Source organism: Bacillus sp. SIMBA_074, assembly GCF_046534555.1.
Classification (GTDB): domain Bacteria; phylum Bacillota; class Bacilli; order Bacillales; family Bacillaceae_G; genus Bacillus_A; species Bacillus_A mycoides.
Genome location: NZ_JAWRYM010000010.1, coordinates 46,548 through 64,015, shown reverse-complemented (window position 1 = coordinate 64,015; position 17,468 = coordinate 46,548). Strand labels below are relative to the sequence as shown.

The window sequence follows — 17,468 nt, the reverse complement described above, 5'->3', positions numbered from 1 at the left end:
TTTTATTTTCCGAAACTCTAGTACAAACGAGCTCCATGAATAGACAATTATATTGAGGGAGACCTTGTTTTCTAGTATGATGAGAATAACGGGGAAAATACTAGGATGAAGAAGGTTTCAAGTCTATAACTTGGAGGAAAAGAATGAACAATCGTATTTTAGTAGTTGATGATGAGGAATTTATCTTAACTTTAATTGAATTTAATTTACAACAAGCTGGGTTTGAAGTTATTACAGCAATGGATGGAGAAATGGCGCTTCAAAAAGCGACTACAGAACGCCCAGATTTAATTATATTAGATTTAATGCTTCCAAAAATGGATGGTATGGAAGTTTGTAAAGAATTACGATTGCAGCGTATTATGACGCCGATTTTAATGTTAACAGCAAAAGATGATGAATTTGATAAGGTACTAGGTCTTGAGCTTGGGGCTGATGATTATATGACGAAGCCATTTAGTCCAAGGGAAGTTGTTGCTCGTGTGAAGGCGATTTTGCGCCGTACGAAATTACAGCAGGAAGAACAAGTTTCAGAATCGCCAGATGAAGAGAGCATCAAAATTGCAGAGCTTAAAATTTTACCGGAGTTTTATGAAGCGTACTTCCAAGGAAGGAAACTGGAATTAACACCGAAAGAATTTGAGTTACTTGTTTATCTTGCGAAAAATAAAAGTCGTGTATTAACTCGTGACCAATTATTAAGTGCTGTATGGAATTATGATTTTGCCGGTGATACAAGAATTGTTGATGTCCATATTAGCCATTTGCGCGATAAAATTGAACAAAATACGAAAAAACCGACGTACATTAAAACGATACGTGGTTTAGGTTATAAATTAGAGGAGCCAAAAGTGGATGAATAAGTTTCGTTCCAGGCTTCTTTTTACATTTGTTTCTCTTATCGTTTTTATTTTAGTTGGACTAGGTGTATTATTAGAAACTGTATTTGAAAACTACTATATAGATCATGCTAAAGAGAGAATGATAAAAGAGACACAGTATGTTGCGGTATTAGCAGAAGAGCAAGGGTTTGATGCTGTTTTAAAAAAGCCTTATGTATTTGAAAAGTTAGAAGAAAAAATACCAGCTTCTATTATATTTGTTGATGAAAAAAAGAAAGTTCAATATAGCGGAGGGCAACCATCTGCATTTAATCAAGAGATGATTAAAGAACTTTCTTCTGAAGCAGCAAAACAACGAAGTAAAGTGATTACGCAAGAAACAGATCAAAAGAATGAATTTTATCATGCGGTGTTCGTTCAAGATCTAGCAGGAAAACAAGGATATATTTTGGTGAAAAGTACAATTGAGCCATTGAAAGACGTACATCAAAAAACGTGGGGATTATTAATTATAGGATTTGTTATCGCTTGTCTCGTAGTCGTATTTTTAGGTATGAAAATTACGGGGCAATATATTAGGCCGATTGAATCGGTTACGAAAGTTGCGATTGAATTAGCGAAGGGAAATTATAAAGCACGCGCTTATGAAAGTCATTCGGATGAAACAGGAATGCTGAGTAAAGCAATTAATATTTTAGCTCGTAATTTACAAGAGATGACACTCGAACAAGAAATGCAACAAGATCGTTTGCACACATTAATTGAAAATATGGGAAGCGGAATGATTTTAATTGATAGCCGTGGTTATATAAACCTTGTAAACCGTTCTTATAAGGAGACTTTCCACGTAACAGATGAAGAATATTTAGACCGTTTATATTATGAATCATTTCACCATACGGAAATTATTGAGCTTGTGGAAGAAATTTTTATGACAGAAGTGAAAGTGCGTAAACAAATGTTATTGCCACTTAGTATTGAGCGAAAGCATTTCGAAGTATATGGAGCACCAATTATTGGGACGAACCATGAGTGGAAAGGGATTGTTCTCGTATTCCATGACATTACTGAGCTGAAGAAATTAGAACAAATAAGAAAAGACTTTTTAGCGAATGTTTCTCATGAACTAAAGACACCGATTACTTCTATTAAAGGTTTTTCAGAAACACTCTTGGACGGAGCGATGGATAATAAAAAATTCTGCGAACATTTCTTACATATCATTTTAAAAGAAAGTGAGCGTATGCAAGGATTAATTGAAGATTTATTAGATTTGTCAAAAATCGAGCAGCAAGGGTTTAGATTAAATATGGGTACGGTTGATATGAAGGGGATTCTTGAAGACATTCACATGGTGCTTGATAATAAAGCGGGTGAAAAAGAAATCTCTTTACAAGTGAATGCATTGAAACGAGTTTCCGTGATTGGAGATCCAGGCCGCTTGAAACAAATCTTTATTAATTTAATTAATAACGCGATTGTATATACACCGGCTGGAGGCGTTGTTTCTGTTGAATTGGCAGAAGATAAATATAATGCTTATATAAAAGTATCTGATACTGGAATTGGTATTAGTAAAGATGAAATTCCGCGTATTTTTGAACGCTTTTACCGAGTGGATAAAGCAAGAAGTAGAAATACGGGTGGAACGGGTCTTGGTTTATCAATTGTAAAACATTTAGTTGAAGCGCATCAAGGTACGATTACAGTGGATAGTGAGGTTGGGGAAGGAACAACATTTACAGTTGTTTTACCAAAATCAGCTACTGAAAAATAGGATGAAGGATATTTACAATATATTAACAATGGCTTAATTAAATATTAATAAAGCTCTGTTAATATAATATATGAAAACCCCTTCATCCAAGGAGTAATTTTGGACGAGAGTAGTTATGCTATTCTCGTCACTTCCCTTTATGTCAATGTAAGTCTGTTTATATATGATAGAAAAAAACCGTTATTTTTCTTCTCTCTATTAGTCATGTTAATATAGAGAGAGGACAGGAACGGTTTTTTTTCTGTGGAAAAAACCGTTTCAAATATGTATGGGGAGGTTTGTAGTTTGGAAAAAAAAGTCGTATTAGTAGATGGTAATAATATCGCGTATCGTGCTTTCTTTGCACTACCGCTTTTAAATAACGACAAAGGTATACATACGAACGCAATTTATGGTTTTACAATGATGTTAATGAGGATACTAGAGGAAGAAAAACCGACGCATATGCTTGTGGCGTTTGATGCGGGGAAAACAACATTCCGTCATAAAACGTATAGTGATTACAAGGGAGGGCGTCAAAAGACTCCACCTGAGTTATCAGAGCAATTCCCGTTTATTCGTGAGGTGCTTGATGCATTCAATGTACCGCGTTATGAGCTGGAAAATTATGAAGCGGATGACATTATGGGAACGTTAGCGAAAGAAGCGAGTGAGCAAGGGTTTCATGTTAAAGTTATTTCAGGAGATAAAGATTTACTGCAACTTGTTTCAGATAATACACTCGTATGTATTCCTCGCAAAGGTATTACGGAAGTAGATGAATATACGAAAGAAGCTTTATTTGAGAAATATAGCTTATCACCAAAGCAAATTATCGATATGAAAGGTTTAATGGGAGACCAATCGGATAACATTCCAGGTGTACCAGGTGTTGGTGAGAAGACAGCCATTAAATTATTAACGCAATTTGAAACGGTAGAAGCAGTATATGAAAACTTAGATCAAGTGAGTGGAAAGAAATTAAAAGAAAAGTTAGAAGCGAATAAAGAACAAGCTCTTATGAGTAAAGAACTTGCGACTATTATTACAGACGCACCGATTACTGTGCATGTAGATGATATGGAATATAAAGGGTATGAACCAAGCGATTTGATTCCAATGTTCGAGAATTTAGGATTTACATCCCTTTTAAATAAGTTAGGTGTTACGCCGGAGGAAACGGCTCCAGCTGAATTAGATGATATTACATTTGATATTGTAGAAGAAGTTGCAGAAGAAATGCTTCAGCAAGATAGTGCGCTTATTGTTGAAGTGCAAGAAGATAATTATCATAAAGCCGATATTCAAGGTTTTGGTATTCAAAATGAAAATGGTTGTTACTTCATTCCAGCCGATGTTGCTCTTAAATCGGATGCTTTTAAAGAGTGGCTTGCAAATGGAGAAATGAGAAAACATACATTTGATGCGAAGCGTGCTATCGTTGCTCTCAAGTGGAAAGGTGTAGATATTCAAGGGATTGACTTTGATTTATTAATTGCCGCTTATTTACTTGATCCAGCCGATACAGATAAAGATTTCCGTACTGTAGCGAAAATGAAAGAAACGCATGCCGTAAAATCTGACGAAGAAGTTTACGGGAAAGGTGCGAAGCGTGCTGTTCCGGAGCTAGAGGTAGTAGCGGAGCATGTAGCTCGTAAAGTGCATGTATTATATGATGTAAAGCAAACGTTCTTAGAAGAATTAAAAAAGAACGAGCAATATGAATTATTTACGGAATTAGAATTACCACTTGCACGTGTATTAGCTGATATGGAAGTGAAAGGTGTAAAAGTTGATACGGAGCGTCTTCGTAATATGGGAGAAGAACTTGCAGGTAGATTAAAGGAAATGGAGCAGGAAATTTATAAGCTTGCGGGAACAGAATTTAATATTAATTCACCGAAGCAACTTGGGGTTATTCTGTTTGAGAATTTAAACTTACCAGTTATTAAAAAGACGAAAACAGGTTATTCTACGTCGGCGGATGTATTAGATAAACTTATGGATCGTCATGAAATTATTCCAAATATTTTACATTACCGTCAATTAGGAAAGCTAAATTCAACTTACATTGAAGGTTTATTGAAAGTTGTACATGAAGATTCATCTAAAATCCATACTCGTTTTAATCAAGTGTTAACGCAAACAGGTCGATTGAGTTCAACAGATCCGAACTTACAAAATATCCCGATTCGCTTAGAAGAAGGAAGAAAGATTCGTCAGGCATTCGTTCCATCAGAAGAAGGATGGATCATGTACGCGGCTGATTATTCACAAATCGAACTTCGTGTGCTTGCTCACATTGCAAATGATCCAGGGTTAGTTGAAGCGTTCCAACATGACATGGATATTCATACGAAAACAGCTATGGATGTATTTGGTGTTGGGAAAGATGAAGTAACATCTAACATGAGACGACAAGCAAAAGCTGTTAACTTCGGAATTGTGTATGGTATTAGTGATTATGGTCTTTCGCAAAACTTAGGAATTACAAGAAAAGCAGCAGCGGAATTTATTGAAAAGTATTTAGAAAGTTTCCCTGGTGTACAAGAATACATGGATGAAATCGTAAAAGATGCGAAACAAAAAGGATATGTGGTTACATTATTAAATCGTCGCCGTTATATTCCGGAAATTACGAGTCGTAATTTCAATTTACGTAGCTTTGCTGAGCGTACAGCTATGAATACACCAATTCAAGGTAGTGCGGCTGATATTATTAAAAAAGCGATGATTATTATGGCAGATCGTCTAGAAGAAGAAGGATTACAAGCGCGTCTTCTTCTGCAAGTGCACGATGAATTGATATTTGAAGCACCAAAAGAAGAAATTGAAAAATTAGAGAAGCTTGTACCTGAAGTAATGGAGCATGCAATTGAACTAGCCGTTCCATTGAAAGTTGATTATTCTTACGGTCCAACTTGGTACGATGCGAAATAAGGACGTGATGAAATGCCGGAATTACCAGAGGTTGAAAACGTTAGACGGACGCTTGAAAATCTTGTAACAGGAAAAACGATTGAAGATGTCGTTATTACTTATCCCAAAATAGTAAAACGACCGGATGATGCAGAAATTTTTAAAGAAATGCTAAGAGGCGAGACAATTGAAAATATAAAGCGAAGAGGTAAGTTTTTGCTTTTGTATGTAACGAACTATGTAATTGTTTCACATTTGCGCATGGAAGGTAAGTTTTTACTTCATCAAGAGGATGAGCCAATTGATAAACATACACACGTCCGTTTCTTATTTACAGATGGAACTGAATTACATTATAAAGATGTGAGAAAGTTTGGTACGATGCATCTCTTTAAGAAAGGTGAAGAGTTGAATCAAATGCCTCTTGCTGACTTAGGCCCGGAGCCATTTGATGCTGAATTGACACCGCAGTATTTACAAGAAAGATTGCAAAAAACAAATCGTAAAATAAAAGTCGTATTATTAGATCAGCGTCTTTTAGTAGGGCTTGGAAATATATATGTAGATGAAGTGTTATTCCGTTCTCAAATTCACCCAGAACGAGAAGCTGCATCTTTAACAGAAGAAGAAATAGAAAGAATTTACGAGGCGATTGTTACAACGCTGGGCGAAGCTGTTAAGCGAGGCGGAAGTACAATTAGAACGTATATTAATTCACAAGGACAAATTGGTTCGTTCCAGGAACTTCTAAATGTATATGGGAAAAAAGGAGAACCGTGTGTGACTTGCGGTACGCTATTAGAAAAAACAGTTGTTGGCGGAAGGGGAACACATTACTGCCCAATTTGCCAACCTAGAATATAGAAAAGGGATAACATCGGATAGGCATTTGTCATATACATAGAGCAGAGCTATGTATAAGGGAGGAGCTTACCGATGTACCTTTATTTATCTCTTATTTTATTAGCTTTTACATTAAGCTTAGATAGCTGTAGTGTAGGGCTAACATACGGGTTAAGGAGCGTAAGAATTCCACTAAGATCAATTATAATTATCGGGATCTGTTCAGCAGCTGTAATGCTCGTTTCCATGGGAATTGGACATATGATCGCGAAAATATTTTCACCTGTTATCGCAACGCGTATCGGCGGATTTGTTCTTATTGGAATAGGTATTTGGGTATTATATCAATTTTTTCGAAGTGATAAAAAAGAAGAACCGAAGCAAGAGGAGAAGGTTTGGAAACTAGAAATTGCTTCGCTAGGGTTAGTGATTCAAATTTTGCGGAAGCCGACTGTTGCAGATTTTGATAAATCAGGAACTATCTCTGCAGGAGAAGCGCTACTTCTCGGTATCGCTCTTTCTATAGATTCGTTTGGTGCTGGAATTGGTGCATCTTTATTAGGTTATGCACCCGCGATGATGGCGGTATTAGTCGCGGTTATGAGTTCTTTATTTTTATTTATTGGAATGAAGCTCGGTACGATTTTATCAAATATGAAATGGTTACAAAAATTTACATTCCTGCCTGGGGTATTACTCATTATTATTGGAATTTGGAAAATGTAAGTATGGGCGTGGAACATTAGTTTCGCGCCTTTAATATTGTGAGGGGGATTATTATGACAGTAGTAATTGGATTAACAGGAGGCATTGCAAGCGGAAAAAGTACGGTATCAGAAATGTTTCGTGAAATGAGTATACCGGTTATTGATGCAGATATTATTGCGCGAGAAGTTGTAGAACGAGGAAAACCGGCATATAACAAAATTATAGAGGTGTTCGGAACGGAAGTGTTACAAAAAGATGGAGAGCTTGATCGACCAAAGCTTGGGAGTGTCGTTTTTTATAATGAAGAAAAACGATTGCAGTTAAACGAAATTGTTCATCCTGCAGTGCGTGAAGAAATGAATGCACAAAAGGAGATGTACATAAAAGAAGATATGCAAGCGGTTGTGTTAGATATCCCTCTTTTGTTTGAAAGTAAATTAACAAATCTCGTTGATCGTGTTTTAGTTGTAGCAGTCACACCGAATACGCAATTGGAACGTTTAATGAAACGAAATAACTTTTCAGAAGAAGAAGCAACGGCTCGTATTCAATCTCAAATGCCATTAGAAGAAAAAGTAAAGAAGGCAGATGAAGTAATTTATAATGATGGCACAATTACTGGAACGAAAACACAATTAGCCTCTATTTTGAAAGAATGGAACATTATTGATTAAAAAATTGTGAAATTAATGAAAATGCTTAGTGACATATCTCCTTTTTGTGTTATACTATTATTGGGATTGGAGATAAATAGTATAACGCATTCAAGGGGGATAACATATTATGACTCGTGTGGCAATTAATGGATTTGGACGTATCGGGAGAATGGTATTTCGTCAAGCAATAAAAGAAAGCGCATTCAAAATTGTAGCAATAAATGCAAGCTATCCATCAGAAACGTTAGCGCATTTAATTAAATATGATACAGTTCATGGAAAGTTTGACGGAACAGTGGAAGCATTTGAAGATCACTTACTAGTTGATGGGAAAATGATTCGCCTTTTAAACAATCGCGATCCAAAGGAGTTGCCTTGGAAAGATCTAGGTGTTGAAGTTGTAATTGAAGCAACTGGTAAATTTAACTCTAAAGAAAAAGCAATTCTTCATGTTGAAGCTGGAGCGAAAAAAGTTATTTTAACAGCACCTGGTAAAAATGAAGATGTAACAATCGTAGTTGGTGTGAACGAAGACCAATTAGATATCACAAAGCATACTGTTATTTCAAATGCATCTTGTACAACAAACTGTTTAGCGCCTGTTGTAAAGGTGTTAGATGAGCAGTTCGGAATTGAAAACGGTTTAATGACAACTGTTCACGCTTATACAAATGACCAAAAAAATATTGATAACCCACATAAAGATTTAAGAAGAGCGCGTGCTTGCGGACAGTCCATCATTCCAACAACGACGGGTGCTGCAAAAGCGCTAGCAAAAGTTCTTCCACACTTAAACGGAAAACTTCATGGTATGGCACTTCGTGTACCAACACCAAACGTGTCTCTTGTTGATTTAGTAGTAGACGTAAAACGTGATGTAACAGTTGAAGATATTAATGAAGCATTCAAAACTGTTGCAAACGGTGCATTAAAAGGAATTGTAGAATTCAGCGAAGAGCCTTTAGTGTCTATCGATTTTAATACAAATACACACTCAGCTATTATTGATGGTTTGTCTACAATGGTAATGGGTGATCGTAAAGTGAAAGTACTTGCTTGGTATGATAACGAGTGGGGCTACTCTCGTCGTGTTGTAGATCTTGTAACGTTAGTTGTTGATGAATTAGCGAAACAAAAAAATGTGCAACATATTTAAGTGAACGAGAGAGGGCAAGTGAAAATTTGCCCTCTTTTTTATTTTTTTCTGAAAAGGAAAAAAATTATATAAGTATATTTTTAAATAGTGGACATACCACGAAACGTTGGGATTACTGTATTCGTGAATCATTAATTTTTTTTAGGGAAAAGTAAAGAGGAAAATATGACAGAAAATCGAAAAAACTGTTGTTGCAAAATGAAAATAAACAAAGTATACTAACACTCGTAAACTTAAGAGCTGAGGTACGTAGTCACTACTTAAAGGGTTAGGACCTCTCTGGACTAACTTTCCCCCGTGGTAGTGGAGCAAGCCAAATTGCAAATTAGTTTTCAATTCGAACAGTTAGAATAAATTTACAAGGGGGAACTGTAGAATGGATACTATGGATACGATGGGTCGTCACGTGATTGCTGAACTTTGGGATTGCGATTTCGACAAGCTTAATGACATGCCGTATATTGAACAATTATTTGTGGATGCAGCACTAAGAGCTGGTGCTGAAGTACGTGAGGTTGCTTTTCATAAATTTGCACCACAAGGTGTAAGTGGAGTAGTAATTATCTCGGAATCACATTTAACAATTCATAGCTTTCCGGAGCACGGTTACGCAAGTATTGATGTTTATACTTGTGGGGATCGTATTGATCCAAATGTTGCTGCAGAATATATTGCAGAAGGTTTAAACGCGAAAACGCGTGAGAGCATCGAGCTTCCTCGAGGCACTGGTAGCTTCGAAATTAAGCAGAGAGAAACAAAAGCTCTTTAAAAAAGAACATAATTGATTTAAAATGTAAAGAGGTGTATAATGCACCTCTTTTTTAGTTTATATAAAATAGGATCACGATATGTAATAACTTAAAGTGGTCATTATAGAAGAATGAGTTATATAATATTGTATATATATTTTCACATGTAGGTGAGTAGCGAAAGAATAAAGATTATAGTGTAAAGGAGTGAATGAATTGCGTTGTCCATCCTGTTTTCATAATGGAACAAGAGTGTTAGATTCGCGTCCGGTAGACGAGGGGCGCTCTATTCGAAGAAGAAGAGAGTGTGAAAGTTGTTTAAGTCGCTTTACGACATTTGAAAGAGTAGAAGAATCACCTCTTATCGTTGTTAAAAAAGAAGGAACACGAGAAGAGTTTAATAAAGAGAAAATTTTACGCGGTTTAATTAAAGCGTGTGAAAAAAGACCTGTATCTTTAAGGCAGTTAGAGGAAGTAACACAAAGTGTGGAGCGTGAACTTCGTAACTTAGGTATATCAGAAGTGAAAAGTGATATGATTGGTGAAATTGTTATGGAAGAACTTCGTGATATTGATGATGTTGCGTACGTACGTTTTGCTTCTGTGTATCGTCAATTTAAAGATTTAAATGTATTTATTGAAGAATTAAAAGATATACTGCAAAAAGAGAGAGAGTAGAAGGAATCTCTTTATATACTGTAAGTAAACGAGATAAGAGAGCTAGAAGCGGAAGCTAATAGCTCTTTTTCGCTAATAAATTATATAATAAAGATAGAACGAGTGAAATGTAGGCTAGATTGGATGAGAGAAAGGAAAAGCAAGAATGGAAAAACAGTCATGGATGGAGCTATTGCCGATTGATCGTTATAAAGTAAGTGCGAAAGGGTTGTTACATAATTACGACCGGAAAGTATTAACGATGTTGTATCAGCCGTTAATAGGTAGTAGAGCTTTTAGCTTATACATGACACTATGGGGAGAGTTAGAGCAAGATCGTGTGTTTGGAAAAGAGAATACACATCACTCCCTTATGGTGACTATGCAAATGCAGCTTCCTGAAATATATGGGGAACGAGTAAAGTTAGAAGCGATTGGTCTTTTAAATGTATATATTAAGAAAGAAAAAGATATTCGGATGTTTATATATGAATTGCAACCACCTTTATCTCCGAAGCAGTTTTTTGATGATATTGTTTTAAGTATCTTTTTATATAATCGCTTGAGTCGGACAAAATACAACCAAGTAAAGCAATATTTCTTAGAAGAAGAATTCGATTTTGCTTCTTATGAAAATGTTACGCGCTCCTTCAACGATATATTTGATTCGTTTAACCCAGGTCAGTTTGAATATGCGCAAGAAGAACTGCGTATCCCGAAAACGACAATTATGCCAAGTAACGAGAATGGGGATGCTCCGAAAGTTTGGAACGATTTCTTTGATTTCTCTTTATTTGTAGACGGACTATCAGCGCTTGTTCCTAAAAAGGCGATTACAGATCAAGTGAGAGAATGTGTTATTACACTCGCTTATGTGTACGGTGTGGATGTGTTATCGATGCAAAATATCGTTCTTGGCGCAGTGACAGAAGTGCAAACAATTGATATCGAAAGGCTTCGGAAGGGAGCACGCGATTGGTATCAATTCGAAAATGGTCAAGCGTTACCTGTATTAAGTGAAAGAGTGCAACCTCATGCTGCTCGTACAATGAAAGAGAAAGAGCCATCTACGCAAGAAGAGATGCTAATGAAACAGTTAGAGGAAATCTCGCCAAAACAATTATTGAAAGAGATTTCAGGCGGTGCAGAGGCGACGAAAGCGGACTTGCAAATCGTTGAGGATGTAATGATAAATCAAAAGTTAACGCCAGGGGTTGTGAATGTACTTATTTATTACGTTATGCTACGCTCAGATATGAAGCTTGCTAAAACGTATGTCGAGAAGATTGCTGGACATTGGGCGCGAAAAAAGGTCGGTACAGTAGGCGAGGCGATGGGGCTAGCGAAAGAAGAGAATCGTCAATATCAAGAGTGGGCTGAGACGAAGAAAAAAGGTCGTACAGCGAAGAAAACAGTGCGAAAAGAAATGGTACCAGATTGGCTTAAAGAAGAGTCGAAAGAAGAAGAGAAAGAACCTGTGAAAAATGACGTAAGTGCGAAAAAAGATGCAAGTACGTTAGAAGATGAACGGAAACGATTAGAAGAAGTATTGAAAAAATATAAGCGTGATTAATAAAAGAAAATGAACGCTCTTTGAGGTGAGAAAATGGAGCATATTCAAAATTCATTTACGAAATTAATGGAAAATAAAAACTTTAAAAATAGATATGAAGTCTTAAAGGCAGAAGTGATGGCGCACCCTCGTGTGAAAGAATTTATAGACGAACATAAAGGTGAAGTAACGACTTCTATGATTGAACGAAGTCTTGTGAAGTTATATGAATATATTGGACAAAGTGTAGGGTGTGCGGATTGTCCAGATTTAGGGTCATGTAAAAATATGCTACAAGGATATGAGCCGAAGCTCGTCATTCAAGGTAAGATGATTGATATTCAATACGATCGTTGTATTAGAAAAGTAGCATATGATGAGAGAAAAAAATATGAAAAACTCGTTCAAAGTGTATATATGCCAGTTGACATTTTGCAGGCAACTATGGAAAATTTAGACCCTTCAGATTTAGATGCACGTATTGATGCAATAGGTGCAACGAATGAATTTTTAAACACATACGAACCAGGTAAAAAAGCACAAGGTTTATATTTGTACGGTAAATTTGGTGTAGGGAAAACGTATCTTTTAGGGGCAATTGCAAATGAGCTTGCGCGAAAGAAAATTAGTTCGATGCTCGTATACTTCCCTGAATTTTTACGTGAAATCAAAAGTTCGATTCAAGATAATTCGATTAGCGGAAAGATTGATGCTGTCAAACGTGTACAAGTATTAATGTTAGATGATATCGGGGCAGAAGCGATGTCAAGTTTTGTACGTGATGATGTACTCGGTGCAATCTTGCAATTCCGTATGTTGGAAAACTTACCGACGTTCTTTACATCTAACTTTGATTTCAAACAGTTGGAACATCATTTAACGTATACACAGCGCGGTGAAGCAGAAGAGATGAAAGCGGCCCGTATTATGGAACGAATTAAATATTTAGCGAAGCCAATCCCAATTGGCGGGAAGAATCGTCGTAATAAGTAAAGAGCGAGCTGAGAAGCTTGCTCTTTTTTATCCCGCTATTGGCGGGCAGTAAGACTCCCACCTCAAAATTCGGCTGTAAAGCAAAGAAGTTAGGTGGGAGCCCTGCTGCCCGTAAAAGCCCGATTGGTGCGGGCTAATAATCAGTGGAGGATGGACAAAACCTCCACTGATTAAAGTTTCACTTTATTTTAATCATTTTTTCAGAGTAGCTTGTATCATTTTTTTCTCCCTCCCTTAATATATATAAAATTAGCAAGCCATATCGAGTGGATGTTCTAACGATGGGAGATAGGTTTCTACTAAGAGTGAACTTCCATAGATCGGACTCTTATAGGATTTGTAACGTATAGATGCAATCCTTTAGAGCGGGGATAAAAGGGGGGACAAAAGTGATTGAAATTTGCTTCGAAGAAAAAAATGATGCTGTGTACGTATACAGACAACTAACGAAAAGAACAGAATCCTTATATAAGGAAACAAGTGTATATTTAAACGAACAAAAGGTTGTTATTCATATACCATTATGTGAATCAAATTATATTGAAAAGATTTTATTGCCAGTATTACTATATTTCATTATGAATGTGAAACAAAATGAATGGATTCATACCATTTTAAAGGAAAAGTTTTTTTATGAAGAACAAGAAGAGTGTCATCAAATATTGTATATGGCACATGAGATTTTAAAGGAAAGAAGAAAAGGAGTAGCTAGTGATTTAACACGTCAAAAATTTGAATCTTATATTGCGTCGTCTTTGAATGATTGGCTTTGTGATCCGCTCTCATTCTCGTTTTCATCATACGTTCGTTTTCGTCTTCGTACATATAGGGAAATGGTAACTAAGCTTGCTGAAGTTGCAATTGATGAGTATAAGATGGAGCAGGAATACCAAATATTCATTGAGACACTTCGCCAACAAGTAAGTAGCCGGAAATCACGTTTGTCCTGTGTACATCTTATTTTTGATGAAAGTTTTATTTTCTATGATGATAAAGGTAGGCGTTTAAAACAGGAGAAATTGGTTCAATATATAGATGAAGAATTATTAAAGAAACAGGATGTATATATCGATACGAAAGTAATTGCACCACTTCTTTCTATTTCGCCGAAAAAGATTTATTTATATACGAAAGAACAAGATCATAATATGATTATTACTTTGCGAAATGTATTTCAGGAACGAGTGCAACTACATGGATTACATGAATTTGAGCGCAATGTGAAAAATTTAAAAAATAAAGGTAACGCCCTTGATTTTCTAAGTTTTTGAGCATATAATTACCTACATAAATGAAATATATTGAAATGTTATGATGAGGACATGGGTAGTTTTCTACGATTTTCAGAGAGGGAAGCCTTAGGGTGTGAGCTTCCTAGTACGGGATAATTACTTACCACCTCTAAACTTTAGCAGTGAACGTTTTTCTAGTAATTGCTAACGGACAACACCGTTATGTTGAACTTGAGCAATTAACAATAATGTTAATTGGAACAAGGGTGGAACCACGAATTCAACACTCGTCCCTTTTTATGGGATGAGTGTTTTTTATTTTGAAAAAAAAGAGGAGTGACCAGTGATGGCAGATGTAGTTAAAATTACTTTCCCTGATGGAGCTGTGAAGGAGTTTCCAAAAGGAGTAACAACTGAAGAAATCGCAGCTTCTATTAGCCCAGGCTTAAAGAAAAAAGCTGTGGCTGGAAAATTAAACGATGAGATGATCGATCTTGTTACACCAATCGAAGAAGATGGTGCAGTTTCTATTATTACATTAGATTCTGAAGATGGCTTATATATTTTACGCCACTCAACAGCTCACCTTTTAGCACAAGCGTTAAAACGTTTATATAAAGATGTTAAGCTTGAGCTTGGCATTGGTCCAGTAATCGAAAATGGCTTCTACTACGATATTGATATGGAAGAAGCAATTACAGTTGAAGACTTCAAGAAAATCGAAAAAGAAATGCAAAAAATCGTGAACGAAAACTTAGAAATCGTTCGTCATGAAGTACCACGTGCAGAAGCACTTCGTCGCTTTGAAGAAATCGGTGATGAGTTAAAATTAGATTTAATTAACGATCTTCCAGAAGATGCAGTTATTTCAATCTATGAGCAAGGCGAATTCTTCGACCTATGCCGTGGTGTTCATCTTCCATCTACAGGGAAAATTAAAGTATTTAAATTATTAAGTGTTGCAGGTGCTTACTGGCGCGGCGACAGCAATAATAAAATGTTACAACGTATTTACGGTACTGCATTCGTTAAGAAAGCAGAATTAGATGAGCACTTACGTATGCTTGAAGAAGCGAAAGAGCGCGATCACCGTAAATTAGGTAAAGAGTTAAAACTATTTACTAATAGCCAAAAAGTAGGACAAGGTTTACCACTTTGGTTACCAAAAGGTGCAACAATTCGCCGTATTATCGAGCGTTACATCGTTGATAAAGAAGCAAGCTTAGGCTATGATCACGTATACACTCCAGTATTAGGAAGTAGAGAGCTTTATGAAACTTCTGGTCACTGGAACCATTACCGTGATGGCATGTTCCCATCAATGGAAATGGATAATGAAGAGTTAGTTCTTCGTCCAATGAACTGCCCTCACCATATGATGGTTTATAAAAATGATATTCACAGCTACCGTGAATTACCAATCCGTATTGCGGAACTTGGAACAATGCACCGCTATGAAATGTCTGGAGCATTATCTGGATTACAACGTGTACGCGGAATGACTTTAAATGATGCGCACATTTTCGTTCGTCCAGATCAAATTAAAGAAGAATTAAAACGTGTTGTAAACTTAACGTTAGAAGTGTACAAAGATTTCGGTTTAGAAAACTATTCATTCCGTCTATCTTATCGTGACCCAGCAGATACTAAAAAGTATTATGCTGATGATGAGATGTGGGAAAAAGCACAAGGTATGTTAAAAGAAGCTATGGATGAAATGGGTCTTGATTACTATGAAGCTGAAGGTGAAGCGGCATTCTATGGTCCGAAACTTGACGTTCAAGTTCGTACTGCTCTTGGAAAAGACGAAACACTTTCAACTGTACAATTAGACTTCTTACTTCCAGAACGCTTTGAATTAACTTACGTTGGTGAAGACGGTAAACAACATCGTCCAGTTGTAATTCACCGTGGTGTTGTATCAACTATGGAACGTTTCGTAGCCTTCTTAATTGAAGAATACAAAGGCGCATTCCCAACTTGGTTAGCTCCAGTTCAGGCGCAAGTAATTCCAGTTTCTCCGCAAGTACATTTAGACTATGCGAAGAAAGTACAAGATGAATTACGACGTGCTGGTATCCGTGTTGAATTAGACACTCGTGAAGAGAAAATTGGTTACAAAATCCGTGAAGCACAAATGCAAAAGATTCCGTACATGCTTGTAGTAGGTGACAATGAAGTTACTGAAGATGGCGTTAACGTACGTAAATATGGTGAACAAAAATCAGAAACAATCGCATTAGATGCGTTTGTTGACATGATTAAGGTAGAAGGAAAACGATAAGAAAGAGCCGCGGTATACCGCGGCTTTTTTATGTATTATAAAAAAGAAAATCTAGAAAAAATAACCAAACAATACTTATCATAAAAAAGTATTGCAAGTATGCTGGTTGTTTGTTACAATATTTCTTGTTGTTAGTAAAACACATCGCGTCTTCTTGACAGACGTCATGTCCTATGATAAACTCATCAAGGATAATAGAATATGGTTTTGACAAGTAGAAGCACCCGCTTCTCACCTGATGGACGCATTCGCAGTTAGCAGGTAAATGTATTTCTTACTAAAGATATTACAAGTGTGGGTGCCGTGTGCCCGCACTTTTTTTGTTCGGGTTCTACAATTGCAAAACGTATTCTAAGAAAACCTTGGAGGTGGCTTACTATTAGCAAGGATATGATGATTAACGAGCAAATTCGTGCACGTGAAGTACGCTTAGTTGGCGCAAACGGCGATCAACTTGGAATCAAGTCTCGTAATGACGCTTTAGACTTAGCTGCAGGTCTTAATCTTGATTTAGTATTGGTTGCTCCGAATGCGAAACCACCAGTATGCCGCATTATGGACTACGGTAAATTCCGCTTTGAGCAACAGAAGAAAGAAAAAGAACAGCGCAAAAATCAAAAAGTAATTAGCATGAAAGAAGTTCGTTTAAGTCCAACAATTGATGAACATGACTTTAACACAAAACTTCGTAATGCTGTCAAGTTTTTAGAGAAAGGCGACAAGGTTAAAGCGTCAATTCGCTTTAAAGGACGTGCCATTACTCATAAAGAAATCGGTCAACGTGTTTTAGATCGCTTCTCAGAAGCTTGTGCTGAAGTTAGTACAATTGAATCTAAGCCTAAAATGGAAGGACGTAGTATGTTCTTAGTTTTAGCACCGAAAAACGATAAGTAATAGATAGAGGAGGAAATACCTATGCCTAAACAAAAAACTCATCGCGGCGCTGCAAAGCGTTTCAAAAAGACTGGATCTGGTAAACTGAAGCGTTCTCACGCTTACACAAGCCATTTATTCGCTAACAAATCTACAAAAGCTAAACGTAAACTACGTAAAGCTGGTGTAGTTAGCGCTGGTGACTTCAAACGCATTCGTCAAATGCTTGACAACTTAAAATAAGTTCG

Annotated in this window: 15 protein-coding genes and 2 other annotated features; all 15 genes read left to right on the top strand. The window is 36.5% G+C overall.

The window, feature by feature from the left end:
- Positions 1-143: 143 nt before the first annotated feature.
- The 15 genes from phoP to rpmI all read left to right on the top strand — a co-directional run bounded on the left by phoP (position 144) and on the right by rpmI (position 17,463).
- Positions 144-863 carry a two-component system response regulator PhoP gene (phoP, locus tag SB773_RS13360; RefSeq protein ID WP_002015484.1) on the top strand — a complete coding sequence of 240 codons (720 nt, stop codon included), beginning with the start codon at positions 144-146 and terminating at the stop codon, positions 861-863.
- Entirely contained in the window at positions 856-2,619 is a 1,764-nt protein-coding gene (gene phoR / locus SB773_RS13355; protein ID WP_410590333.1) for a sensory box histidine kinase PhoR, read from the top strand. Before phoP ends, phoR begins: the two co-directional genes overlap by 8 nt.
- A gap of 285 nt (positions 2,620-2,904) precedes the next feature.
- Entirely contained in the window at positions 2,905-5,538 is a 2,634-nt protein-coding gene (gene polA, locus SB773_RS13350; RefSeq protein ID WP_016102973.1) for a DNA polymerase I, read from the top strand.
- A gap of 12 nt (positions 5,539-5,550) precedes the next feature.
- Positions 5,551-6,381, top strand: a complete 831-nt coding sequence (gene mutM, locus SB773_RS13345; RefSeq protein WP_002015480.1) for a DNA-formamidopyrimidine glycosylase — start codon at positions 5,551-5,553, stop codon at positions 6,379-6,381.
- 72 nt (positions 6,382-6,453) lie between these two features.
- Positions 6,454-7,086, top strand: coding sequence for a sporulation membrane protein YtaF (gene ytaF, locus SB773_RS13340; protein WP_002129352.1), 633 nt, complete (start codon positions 6,454-6,456; stop codon positions 7,084-7,086).
- A 53-nt stretch (positions 7,087-7,139) separates the two neighbouring features.
- Positions 7,140-7,742, top strand: a complete 603-nt coding sequence (gene coaE, locus SB773_RS13335) for a dephospho-CoA kinase (protein ID WP_060751308.1) — start codon at positions 7,140-7,142, stop codon at positions 7,740-7,742.
- 109 nt (positions 7,743-7,851) lie between these two features.
- Positions 7,852-8,880: a glyceraldehyde-3-phosphate dehydrogenase gene (locus SB773_RS13330; protein WP_002129350.1), complete on the top strand. Its 1,029-nt coding sequence runs from the start codon at positions 7,852-7,854 to the stop codon at positions 8,878-8,880.
- 385 nt (positions 8,881-9,265) lie between these two features.
- The gene (speD, locus tag SB773_RS13325) at positions 9,266-9,649 is read left to right on the top strand and encodes an adenosylmethionine decarboxylase (protein WP_002003660.1); all 384 of its coding nucleotides are present in this window, start codon (positions 9,266-9,268) and stop codon (positions 9,647-9,649) included.
- 196 nt (positions 9,650-9,845) lie between these two features.
- Complete coding sequence (gene nrdR / locus SB773_RS13320; protein ID WP_001203686.1) at positions 9,846-10,307, top strand: transcriptional regulator NrdR; 462 nt, start codon at positions 9,846-9,848, stop codon at positions 10,305-10,307.
- A gap of 145 nt (positions 10,308-10,452) precedes the next feature.
- Positions 10,453-11,859 (top strand): replication initiation and membrane attachment family protein, encoded by a 1,407-nt coding sequence (locus SB773_RS13315; RefSeq protein ID WP_410590328.1) that lies wholly within the window; start codon positions 10,453-10,455, stop codon positions 11,857-11,859.
- A gap of 33 nt (positions 11,860-11,892) precedes the next feature.
- Entirely contained in the window at positions 11,893-12,831 is a 939-nt protein-coding gene (gene dnaI, locus SB773_RS13310; RefSeq protein ID WP_002015473.1) for a primosomal protein DnaI, read from the top strand.
- Between the two features lie 389 nt (positions 12,832-13,220).
- Entirely contained in the window at positions 13,221-14,102 is an 882-nt protein-coding gene (ytxC, locus tag SB773_RS13305) for a putative sporulation protein YtxC (RefSeq protein ID WP_060751309.1), read from the top strand.
- 31 nt (positions 14,103-14,133) lie between these two features.
- Positions 14,134-14,361: a binding site (T-box leader), on the top strand.
- Between the two features lie 48 nt (positions 14,362-14,409).
- Positions 14,410-16,347 carry a threonine--tRNA ligase gene (gene thrS, locus SB773_RS13300; protein WP_410590326.1) on the top strand — a complete coding sequence of 646 codons (1,938 nt, stop codon included), beginning with the start codon at positions 14,410-14,412 and terminating at the stop codon, positions 16,345-16,347.
- Between the two features lie 206 nt (positions 16,348-16,553).
- Positions 16,554-16,674, top strand: a sequence feature (ribosomal protein L20 leader region).
- A 63-nt stretch (positions 16,675-16,737) separates the two neighbouring features.
- The gene (gene infC / locus SB773_RS13295) at positions 16,738-17,241 is read left to right on the top strand and encodes a translation initiation factor IF-3 (protein WP_002015470.1); all 504 of its coding nucleotides are present in this window, start codon (positions 16,738-16,740) and stop codon (positions 17,239-17,241) included.
- 21 nt (positions 17,242-17,262) lie between these two features.
- Positions 17,263-17,463, top strand: a complete 201-nt coding sequence (rpmI, locus tag SB773_RS13290; protein WP_001125945.1) for a 50S ribosomal protein L35 — start codon at positions 17,263-17,265, stop codon at positions 17,461-17,463.
- The last annotated feature ends 5 nt before the right edge of the window (positions 17,464-17,468 follow it).